11 protein-coding genes are annotated in these 9949 nt (G+C 70.4%); 3 read left to right on the forward strand and 8 right to left on the reverse strand.

Annotated elements, in window-relative coordinates; translation table 11 throughout:
• Positions 1–52: 52 nt before the first annotated feature.
• From RIC31_RS18755 to RIC31_RS18770, 4 genes are all read right to left on the reverse strand, one after another.
• Positions 53–709: a pentapeptide repeat-containing protein gene (locus RIC31_RS18755; protein WP_350111313.1), complete on the reverse strand. Its 657-nt coding sequence runs from the start codon at positions 707–709 to the stop codon at positions 53–55.
• A 106-nt stretch (positions 710–815) separates the two neighbouring features.
• The gene (locus RIC31_RS18760; RefSeq protein ID WP_350111316.1) at positions 816–2120 is read right to left on the reverse strand and encodes a TRAP transporter large permease; all 1305 of its coding nucleotides are present in this window, start codon (positions 2118–2120) and stop codon (positions 816–818) included.
• Positions 2107–2613 carry a TRAP transporter small permease gene (locus RIC31_RS18765; RefSeq protein WP_350111319.1) on the reverse strand — a complete coding sequence of 169 codons (507 nt, stop codon included), beginning with the start codon at positions 2611–2613 and terminating at the stop codon, positions 2107–2109. The genes RIC31_RS18760 and RIC31_RS18765 overlap by 14 nt, the downstream gene beginning before the upstream one ends.
• Before the next feature lie 141 nt (positions 2614–2754).
• Positions 2755–3750 (reverse strand): TRAP transporter substrate-binding protein, encoded by a 996-nt coding sequence (locus tag RIC31_RS18770; protein ID WP_350111322.1) that lies wholly within the window; start codon positions 3748–3750, stop codon positions 2755–2757.
• A 265-nt stretch (positions 3751–4015) separates the two neighbouring features.
• Here RIC31_RS18770 and RIC31_RS18775 point away from each other — a divergent pair, with 265 nt between their 5' ends.
• Positions 4016–5764 (forward strand): uracil-xanthine permease family protein, encoded by a 1749-nt coding sequence (locus tag RIC31_RS18775; RefSeq protein WP_350111325.1) that lies wholly within the window; start codon positions 4016–4018, stop codon positions 5762–5764.
• A gap of 92 nt (positions 5765–5856) precedes the next feature.
• Here RIC31_RS18775 and rplT read toward each other — a convergent pair whose 3' ends face one another.
• Positions 5857–6216: a 50S ribosomal protein L20 gene (gene rplT, locus RIC31_RS18780; protein ID WP_350111328.1), complete on the reverse strand. Its 360-nt coding sequence runs from the start codon at positions 6214–6216 to the stop codon at positions 5857–5859.
• A 13-nt stretch (positions 6217–6229) separates the two neighbouring features.
• A complete protein-coding gene (rpmI, locus tag RIC31_RS18785; protein ID WP_350111330.1) occupies positions 6230–6427 on the reverse strand; it encodes a 50S ribosomal protein L35 in 198 nt (65 codons plus the stop codon).
• Positions 6428–6665: 238 nt separating this feature from the next.
• Between rpmI and RIC31_RS18790 the strand changes: the two genes are divergently transcribed.
• The gene (locus RIC31_RS18790) at positions 6666–7637 is read left to right on the forward strand and encodes an SMP-30/gluconolactonase/LRE family protein (protein ID WP_350111332.1); all 972 of its coding nucleotides are present in this window, start codon (positions 6666–6668) and stop codon (positions 7635–7637) included.
• Here the strand turns inward: RIC31_RS18790 and RIC31_RS18795 are convergent.
• Together RIC31_RS18795 and RIC31_RS18800 are read right to left on the reverse strand one after the other, a co-directional pair.
• Positions 7609–7869, reverse strand: a complete 261-nt coding sequence (locus tag RIC31_RS18795; protein WP_350111335.1) for a hypothetical protein — start codon at positions 7867–7869, stop codon at positions 7609–7611. The genes RIC31_RS18790 and RIC31_RS18795 overlap by 29 nt on opposite strands.
• A 176-nt stretch (positions 7870–8045) precedes the next feature.
• Positions 8046–8789 (reverse strand): TSUP family transporter, encoded by a 744-nt coding sequence (locus RIC31_RS18800; RefSeq protein ID WP_350111338.1) that lies wholly within the window; start codon positions 8787–8789, stop codon positions 8046–8048.
• A gap of 97 nt (positions 8790–8886) precedes the next feature.
• Between RIC31_RS18800 and RIC31_RS18805 the strand changes: the two genes are divergently transcribed.
• A complete protein-coding gene (locus tag RIC31_RS18805; protein ID WP_350111341.1) occupies positions 8887–9756 on the forward strand; it encodes a LysR substrate-binding domain-containing protein in 870 nt (289 codons plus the stop codon).
• The last annotated feature ends 193 nt before the right edge of the window (positions 9757–9949 follow it).

Consider the following 9949-nt stretch of genomic DNA (forward strand, 5'->3'; position numbering starts at 1 on the left):
CCCGGCCCGGCAAGGCACCCGCGTGGAGGCGAGTGCCGGAACCGCCCTGTCGTCAGGCGGGGGGCCGGCGGCGCTGCAGCGGGCGGCCGAGGTCGGTGAACGCGGCGGTCGCGACACCGGGCTGCGGCGGCGGCTCGGCCGACAGCCGGCAGTTTGCCAGCCGGGCCTGTTCCGAAGCCTTGGGTGACATCCGGGCGCCCGCGAAGTCGCAGTCGGCGAGGCTGGCGGTGGCGAAACTGACGCCGCCCAGGTCGGCGCCGCGGAACGAGCAGCCCCGCAGCTCGGCGCGGCGGAACCGGGCGCCCGTCAGCCGTGCCGCCCGCGCGCCGCGGACCGGAGCGTCGTCTCCGGCGACGATGTCGATGGCGTCGAACCGGCAGCCGGTCAGCCGGGCCCGGTCGAACACCGCCAGGTCGAGGTCGGCACCGTCGAAGCAGGCCTTGTGGATCGAGGCGCCGTCCAGATGCGCGCCGCTGAGGCAGGCGAGGCGGTAGCGGCCGCGGTCCAGGCAGGCCCCGCGCAGGTCGGCGCCGGACAGGTCGGCGCCGCTGAGCTCGGCGCCGGACAGGTCGAGGTCCCGGAGGTCCTGGTTGCGCAGATCGGCGCGCGCGCCCTGCCGGCCGTTGCTCTCGATCCACAGGCTGTGGGCCGCCAGCGACCAGCGCACCAGCAGGGGAAGGTCGGAGCCGCCGTTGCCGTCCGTTCGCATCGCTGCCGGGGTCCACGCCGAGAATTGCCGGACCTTACCGGCAGCCGGTTAAGCCCTCGTGAAGGGACATCGTAAACGGCCGGTAGTCTGTTGCGGTCGGCACCCCTCAGCCGATGAACTTCGGCATGATCCAGCGCGGCAGCGCCAGGATGGCCTCGGGGAACAGGATCACGAACAGCAGCACGCCCAGCATCGGGATCAGGATGACGGCGACGTCCTTGAGCGCATGTATCAGCTTGATCTCGCCGATCGAACTGGCGATCAGCAGGCACAGCCCGTAGGGCGGGGTGACCAGCCCGAAGGCCAGCGACACCACGCCGATGATCGCGAAGTGGATCGGGTGCATGCCGGCGGCCTGGGCAACCGGGAACAGCACGGTGCCGAGGATGATGATCGCCGGGATCGCATCGATGAACATGCCGACGATCAGGAACGAGGCCGCCACCAGCAGGCCGGTCTCGATCGGACCGCTGCCCCAGGCGGCCATCACCGACACCAGGGCCTTGGGGATCTGGAAGAACGCCAGGATCCAGCCGAACGCCGAGGCGGTGCCGATGCAGAACAGCGAGATCGCCGCGAACCGGGCGCTGTCGTACAGCACCTTCGGCAGGGTCCGGAACGTCACCGTGCGGTACACGAACAGGCCGATCGCGAGCGCGTACAGCACCGCCACCACCGAGGCCTCGGTCGGGGTGAAGAAGCCGCCGACGATGCCGCCGACGATGATCAGCGGGGTCATCAGCGGCAGCACCGCGCTGAAGACGGCGTGCCCGACCTCGGGCAGGGTCGAGCGGGCGTAGACCGGGTAGCCGCGGCGGATCGCGTAGATGTACACCAGCCCCATCATCGAGCCGGCGATCAGGACCCCCGGCAGCACCCCGGCCAGGAACAGCCCGCCGATCGACACCGACATCAGGCCGCCCCACACCACCATCAGGATGCTGGGCGGGATGATCACCCCCATCACCGACGAGCAGGCGGTGATCGCGACCGAGAAGCTGGCGTCGTAGCCCTGCTTCTTCATCTGCGGGATCAGCAGCGAGCCGATGCCGGCGGCGTCGGCGGTCGACGATCCGGAGATGCCGGCGAACAGCATCGAGACCATCACGTTGATGTGCCCGAGCCCGCCCGGCAGGTGCCCGACCAGGGCCTTCGACAGGTCGACCAGGCGCTGGGTGATGCCGGCCGAGTTCATCAGGTTGGCGGCCAGCAGGAAGAACGGCACCGCCAGCAGCACGAAGGAGTTGTAGGACACGAACATCTGGTCGAACAGCAGCGTCGGCGACAGCCGGTCCGACAGGAAGAATACCGGCACGCAGGCCAGCCCGAGCGCGAACGCCACCGGCACCCGCAGGATCACCAGGACCCCGAAGGTCCCGAACAGGATGGCCGCGACCTCACCCGGCGACATTCGAGTCTCCCTTAGGCGCAACGCCGCGGATCTTGGCGATATCGGCGGCCAGCTTCTCGATCAGGAACAGGGTCCACAGCACCCCGGCCAGCGGCCAGGCGGCGTAGATGGCGATCATCGGCAGGTCGGCGATCTCGGAGGACTGCAGCAGGCCCTCGTCGGCGAACTGCTTGCCGTACCAGATGAAGCACAGCGCCAGCGCGAACATGATCACGTGCACCAGCAGCTTGGCCCAGCCCTCGCCGGCGGCGGTGCGCGGGTGCGGCAGCACGTCGACGTCGAAATGGCTGTCGTCGCGCACCGCGATCATCGCGCCGAGCATGATGATCCACACGAAGCAGAACCGCGCGACCTCCTCGGTCCAGATGTAGCGCGGCACGAAGTCGATGTAGCGGGCGAGGATCTGCAGGGTCACCGGCACGATCAGCAGCCCGATCAGCGCGGTGATCGCGACCCGGAGAACCCGGTCGATGCAGTCGAGGATACGGGTCATGGATGTCGGCTGCCCCACGTGACTGTCGATTGCGGCGCCCCTCACGGCCGTCATCCCGGGCCGGCCGCGCCCGGGGCGCGACCGTCCGGGATGACGGCGTTGGTTGGCGTGAGAGGCGGTTTGGGCGCAGTAGCCCCGCCGTCACTGGATGCTGTTGATCTTCTCCAGCGTAGCGGTCGCGCCGAGCTCGTCGGCGTAGGCCTTCTTCACCGGCTCGGCCAGTTCCAGCAGCTTGGCGCGGTCGGCGAACTTGTGGGTCCGCAGCTTGCCCTCGCTCTCCATCTTGGCGAGCTTGGCGGAATCCTGCGACGACTCGATGTCGCGGGCATGCTTTCCGGCGGCCTTGCCCGAGCTCATGACGCAGGCCTGCAGATCCTCCGGCAGCTTGCGGAAGGTCTTGCCGCTGAACCCGATCGGCCGGACGGTGATGGCGTGCTGGGTCAGCGAGATCTCCGGACCGACCTCGTAGAACTTCATCTGCTCGATGCCGGCCGCCTCGTTCTCGGCGGCGTCGATCACGCCGGTCTGGATGGCGTTGTAGACCTCGGAATAGGCGATGACGGTCGGGGCCGCGGTGATCGCCTGGAAGATCTGGGTCTGGATCGGCGCGCCCATGACGCGGATCGGCAGGCCCTTCAGGTCCTCCATCTTCTCGATCGGGCGCTTGACGATCAGGTTGCGGGTGCCGCCGCCGGCGTAGCCGATCAGGATCACGTCGGCCTTCTTGGCGACGTCCGCGGCGATCGGCGCCAGGCCGTCGTTCTCCAGCACCTTGTTCCAGTGGTCGATGTCGCGGAACAGGAACGGCATGTCCATGAGCGGCGCCATCTTCGAGTAGGTCGACATGTGCGACGGCGACACGATGGCGTAGTCCACCGACACGCCCTTGCTCATGAAATTGAAGTAGTCCTTCTCGAGGCCGAGCTCGCTGTTCCGGTGCAGCACGAACTTGATCGGCTTCTTGTAGCAGGCGGCGGTCAGTTCCTGGAACTTCAGCAGGCCCTTGTTGAAGGCGTGGTTGTCGTCGAACTGGACGGCGCCGTGCAGCTCGATCTCCTGGGCGCCGGCGGGAACCGCGGCGGCGGCCAGCAGGCCGGCGGCGACGAGCGCCCCGGCAAGGCGGATGCGGTGGGTCATGTCTCACTCCCTTGCGACGTAATGCCGTGATCCGCCGATCTCCGACCGGGCCGGCGGTTGTGCGCCGGCGGGGGCCGGCCGAGACAGCGTAAGCGTTTACAATGTGAACTGGCAATATGATGACATGACGGACGGCAGATGGCGCGCGGCGCCGGCATCCCCGGGCCAATCGCGTCGCCGACCGGCTGTCACATCGGGGGATTGGCCGGCGGCCCGTGATCGGCATGATGCAGGCGACGAACCGCATCGTCGGTGGGAGGGCGGCATGACGGACCATGGGAGCGAAGCCGGGCAGACCCTGCGATTCGAGCCGGACGAGGCGCCGCCGCCGGCGCTGGCGGCAGCGCTGGGCTTCCAGACCGTGGCGCTGATCCTGGCCGGGGTGGTGCTGACCCCGCTGATCGTGCTGCGGACCGCCGGCCTCGGCGACGCCGACTCCACCTGGGTGGTGTTCGCGGCGATGGCGATCAGCGGGCTGATCACGGTGGTCCAGGCGCTGCGGCTCGGCTGGTTCGGCTCCGGGCACATCCTGTTCATGGGCACCTCTGGGGCGTTCATCGCGGTCGCGATCGCGGCGGTGCAGGACGGCGGGCTGGCGCTGCTCGGCACCCTGGTGGTCGCCTCGTCGCTGGTGCAGTTCCTGCTGGCGTTCCGGCTCGCCGCCCTGCGCCGGCTGATCACCCCGACGGTCGGCGGCACGGTGGTCATGCTGATCGCGGTCACCGTCATGCCGATCGCCTTCGCGATGGTCTCGCGGCCGCCGCCGATGCCCGACGCCCCCGGGTCAGCGGCGCCGGTGACCGCGATCGTCACCCTGGTCGCGATCGTGCTGCTGGCGCTGTTCGGCAGTCCCCGGCTGCGGCTGTGGGCGCCGCTGCTCGGCATCGCGGTCGGCTGCGCGGTCGCCGCCGGCCTCGGGATCCTGTCGACCGACCGGCTGGCCGCCGCGCCCTGGATCGGCCTGCCGACCGGCGACTGGCCCGGCCTCGACCTCGGGTTCGGGACCGGGTTCTGGGTGCTGCTGGTGCCGTTCGTGCTGGTCACCGTGATCGGCGCGGTCGAGACCTATGGCGACGCCATCGCCGTGCAGCGGGTGTCTTGGCGGCGCCGCCGGCCGATCGACTTCCGGGTGGTGCAGGGCGCGGTCTACGCCGACGGCCTCGGCAACCTGCTGTCGGGCCTGGCCGGAACCCTGCCGAACACCACCTACTCGACCAGCATCGCGGTGATCGACATCACCGGGGTGGCGGCCCGCCGGGTCGGGATCTGGGGCGGCTCGATCCTGTTCGTGCTGGCGTTCTCGCCGAAGCTGGCCGCCGCCCTGCTGTCGGTGCCGGACGCGGTCGCCGGTGCCTATGTGGTGGTGCTGCTGACCCTGCTGTTCGTGCACGGCCTCAAGCTGGTGGCCGAGTCCGGGCTGAACTACGAGACCGGGCTGGTGGTCGGGCTGTCGTTCTGGCTCGGCATCGGGTTCCAGGACCAGGCGATCTTCCACGACCACATCCCGCTGTGGGCCAGGGCCATCCTGGACAACGGCATGACCTCCGGCGGCCTGTGCGCGATCGTGCTGACCTTCCTGGTCGGGCTGCGCAGCCGCGCCCGCGGCGAGGTCACGGCGGCGCTCGACACGGCGGCGATCCCGAAGGTGCACGCCTATCTGCAGGACTTCGCGGCGCGCCTCGGCTGGGACCGGCCGGCGGTCGAGCGCCTGCAGCTGGCCGCCGAGGAGGCGCTGATCTACCTGATCGGGCGCGGCGAGGCCGCCGGCGGCGCGGCCCGCCGGCTGCGGGTGGCGGCGCGGGCGGTCGACGGGGTCGCGGAGCTCGACATCGCGGCCGGCCCGCGGGACGCGCCGCATATCGACGACGCCATGGCCGGCCTGCGGGACGACGGGGCGTTCGTGCCGGACGAGGCGCCGCTGCGCCTGCTGCGCCATCTCTGCCGGTCGGTCGAGCACCAGCAGTTCCGCTCCGGCGACCACCTGACCCTGCGGATCACCAGCCGGAGCCTGTAGCCGGAACGCGAAACGGCCCCGGAACGCGAAACGGCCGGTCTCGCGACCGGCCGTCCGTAATCTCTCGCCAGGGTGCCCCGATGGGCGAAAGGTCAGGCCGGGAGGGCCGCCTGTGCCTGGTCGACGATCTGCTTGAAGGCATCCGGCTCGCGGATCGCCAGGTCCGAGAGGACCTTGCGGTCGAGGTCGATGCCGGCCAGCTTCAGGCCGTTCATGAACGTCGAATAGGTCATGCCGTACTGCCGGACACCGGCGTTGATGCGCTGGATCCACAGCGCGCGGAACTCGCGCTTGCGGACCTTGCGGTCCCGGTAGGCGTACTGCTGGGCCTTCTCGACCGCCTGGACGGCGACCCGGAAGACGTTCTTGCGGCGGCCGTAGTAACCGGCCGCCTTGTCGATGACTTTCTTGTGCCGGGCGTGCGCGGTGACGCCCCGTTTGACGCGTGCCATTGCTCAGCCCTCCTCAGCCGTACGGCATGAACTGCTTGACGATGCCGGCATCGGCCTCGGACAGGATGAACGTCCCGCGGGCCTTGCGCTTCATCTTCACGCTCTTGGCGCTGAGCTGGTGACGCTTGTAGCCGACGTTGGCGCGGACCTTGCCCGAGCCGGTCAGCCGGAAGCGCTTTTTCACGCTGCTCTTGGTCTTCATCTTGGGCATTTCGTCGCTCCTGGGTTGTCGTGGTCGACAAGGCACCGGCCGGGCAGCCCTTTTGGCCCGGACGCGGCGCTCCTTCCCGGCGGCCGGGCCGCGGGAGGAAGGCGGGGATATACAGGCAGCGACCCGGGGGCGCAAGCGATTCCCCCGCCGGCTTGCCGGGCGGTGCCGCCGCGGCCTAGGCTCGCCCCGTCCAGGCCCGGCGCTCGACCGGGCCGCCACGTTCCCGGGGGGCGAAACGATGAGCACCGACACACCCGCCAGCGCCGGCTGGCGCCCGTATCCGCGCTACCCCGACCCGGCGATCGAGAGCCTCGATCCGCGGTTCGACCAGTACAAGATCTTCAGCGCGGCGGTCGAGCGCCTGTACACCGGCTGCCGCTGGGCCGAGGGGCCGGTGTGGTTCGGCGACGGCCGCTACCTGCTGTGGAGCGACATCCCGAACAACAAGATGATGAAGTGGGAGGAGGAGACCGGCGCGGTCAGCGTCTACCGGCACTCCACCGACTTCCCGAACGGCAACACCCGCGACCGCCAGGGCCGCCTGATCACCTGCGAGCATGCCGGCCGCCGGGTGACCCGGACCGAATACGACGGCTCGGTCACCGTGCTGATGGACAACTGGCAGGGCAAGCGCCTGAACTCGCCGAACGACGTGGTGGTGAAGTCGGACGGCTCGATCTGGTTCACCGACCCGCCGTTCGGGCTGCTCGGCAACTACGAGGGCATCAGGGCGGAGTCCGAGGTCGGCCAGGCGGTCTACCGGATCGACGGCGCCAGTGGCGAGGCGTCCCTGGTCGCCGACGACGTGCTGGGCCCGAACGGCCTGTGCTTCTCGCCGGACGAGCGCATCCTCTACGTGGTGGAGTCGCGCGGCCAGCCGACCCGCAAGATCCTGGCCTTCGACGTGGTCGGCGACGGCCGCAGCATCGCCAACAAGCGGGTCCATATCGACGCCGGTCCGGGCGGCACCCCCGACGGCATGCGCTGCGACGTCGACGGCAACCTGTGGTGCGGCTGGGGCATGGGCACGCCCGAGCTCGACGGCGTGCTGGTGTTCGCGCCGGACGGCGCCAAGATCGGCCGCATTGCGCTGCCCGAGCGCTGCGCCAACGTCTGCTTCGGCGGCGTCAGGCGCAACCGCCTGTTCATGGCGGCCAGCCAGTCGGTCTATGCGGTCTACGTCAACACGCAGGGTGTGGCGGGCGGCTGATCGCCGGGCGCGGCGCGCGGCCGGCGAGGCACAGCGCGGCGAGGCCCGCCGTGGTCGCCTCGACCATCGCGCCCCGGCTGCGCCGCACCAACCCGCGGTCGACCGCGTCCTCCCACACCGGCAGGCGCGGGCAGGAGGTGCGCCAGGCGTCCATTACCTCGGCATAGGGCCGCGGCCGCTCGGCCACCCAGGCGACCAGGTCGAGGATCAGCGGTTCGTGGGTATCGGTCATGGCTGGTCTCCCTTGCGGTAGTCCTGGCGGCCCGTCGCGCCGTGGGTCCCGGAGCCGTCCCGGATCAAGTCCGGGGCCCTCCGGGATGACGATATGGGGGGCTGCCATTCTCATTTTCGTCATTCCGGAGGGGGCGCATCAGCGCCCGGCTCCGGAAACCACCCGCCGCTCCGGCGTCACCCCGTCGCCAGCAGCCAGCTCCCTTGCAGCACGTAGAAGCCGCTGACCGCGGTGATGATGTGGCTGGCCCAGCGCCGGTACTGGGTGTCGCTCATCGCCTCCAGCACCTTCTTCGACAGCAGGGTGCCGAGCATCGCCGAGGCGATCGCCAGGCCGGCCAGGGTCGGGTCGACGGTGCCGACATTCTCGATCAGGACGCCGAAATACAGCAGCTTGGTGGCGTGGCCGAAGATCTGGCACATGCCCTTGGTGGCGATGATCTGCCGGCGCTCCAGGCTGCCGCCCAGGAAGAACTGGTCGAGCAGCGGCCCGGCGACGCCGGTCAGCAGCAGCAGGCTCATGCAGGTACCGCCGATCGTCACGCCGTGCCCGAAGCGGTCCGGGGTCAGGCGCCTGCCCTCAGGGATCAGCCGGGCCAGGAACGGGGTGACGCCGAGGAACAGCAGCGCCAGCGGCTTGCTCGGCACGAACAGCCAGGCCGACCACACCGCCAGCGCGAAGCTGCAGCCGACGATGTAGGCGGCGACCACGCGCCAGCGCACGTGCCGCCACCACAGCGCCGCGCGCCAGCCGTTCGACGCGATCTGGGTGACCGCGTGCAGCGCCATCGCCGTCGGCACCGGCAGCACGGTCAGCAGCACGCCGATCAGCACCATGCCGCCGGCCATGCCGAACACGCCGGACAGGAAGGACGTGCCCACCATCACGGTGCAGATGCCCAGGATCAGCAGAGCCGACATGCGAGTCTCCTCGACGTTCCCGCATGTTCTGCGCCCGTTGAGCGGATTCGGCAAACCGAGTTATGTTCGGGTCAGCATCAGTTTTCCTGAGGGTGTCATGCGTCGCTTGCCGTTCCTCAACGGGGTTCGGGCGTTCGAGGTCGCGGCAAGGGCCGGCAGCTTCGCCGGCGCCGCGGCCGAGCTGCATGTATCGCCGGCGGCGGTCAGCCGGATGGTGCGGCTGCTCGAGGACCGGCTCGGCGTGGCGCTGTTCGAGCGCGGCGCCAATCGCCTGGGCCTGACCGCCGCCGGGCGCAGCTACCGGGCCGGCCTGACCCGGATCCTGGACGAGCTGGCACTGCTGACCGACCAGGTGACGGCCATGGGCCGGCGGCAGGTGCTGACCGTCGGGGTCGGCCCGACCTTCGCGATCCGCTGGCTGATCCCGCGGCTGGCCGAGTTCCGCCGGCACGCGCCGGAGGTCGACGTGCGGATCACCACCGGCGGCCAGGCGGTGCCGTTCGACCCGGACTGGAGCTGCGGCATCGCGCTCGGCGGCGGCGACTGGCCCGGGCTGACCGCCGAGCCGCTGTTCGCCGCCGACCTGCTGCCGGTCTGTTCCCCGGCCCTGGCAAGCGGGCTGGACGTGCCCGGCGACCTCGACGCCGCCGCACTGCTGCGGGTCTCCCACGCCCCCGAGGACTGGCCGCGCTGGCTCGCGGCCGCCGGGCTCGAGCGCGTGGCGGCCGCCGGGCCGGTGTTCGAATACTACGGCCAGGCCCTGCAGGCGGCGGTCGACGGCGTCGGGATCGCCATGGGCATCCGGCCCTATGTCGACGACGACCTGGCGGCCGGCCGGCTGGTCGCGCCGTTCGACCTGACGGTCTCCAAGGGCAAGGGCTGGTATCTGGTCTATCGGCCGGCGCGCGCCGCCGAGCCGGCGTTCGCGGCGTTCCGGCAGTGGATGCTGGCGCAGGCCGGCGGCTGAGCCAGTGCCCGTCGCTTCGTCTATGGTGTTCACACATTTCTCGGCGGCTGGTGGGTTCCGGAGCCGGACGCTCACGCGTCCCCTCCGGAATGACGGAAGTTTGGCGGAATTCGGCCGATTTCACCGCGAGATCCCACCCCCCTGTCGTCATCCCGGAGAGGCTGCGCGAGCAGCCGGCTCCGGGAACCACGAA

Origin of the sequence: Thalassobaculum sp., from assembly GCF_040219615.1 — a bacterium.
Lineage (GTDB): Bacteria > Pseudomonadota > Alphaproteobacteria > Thalassobaculales > Thalassobaculaceae > Thalassobaculum_A.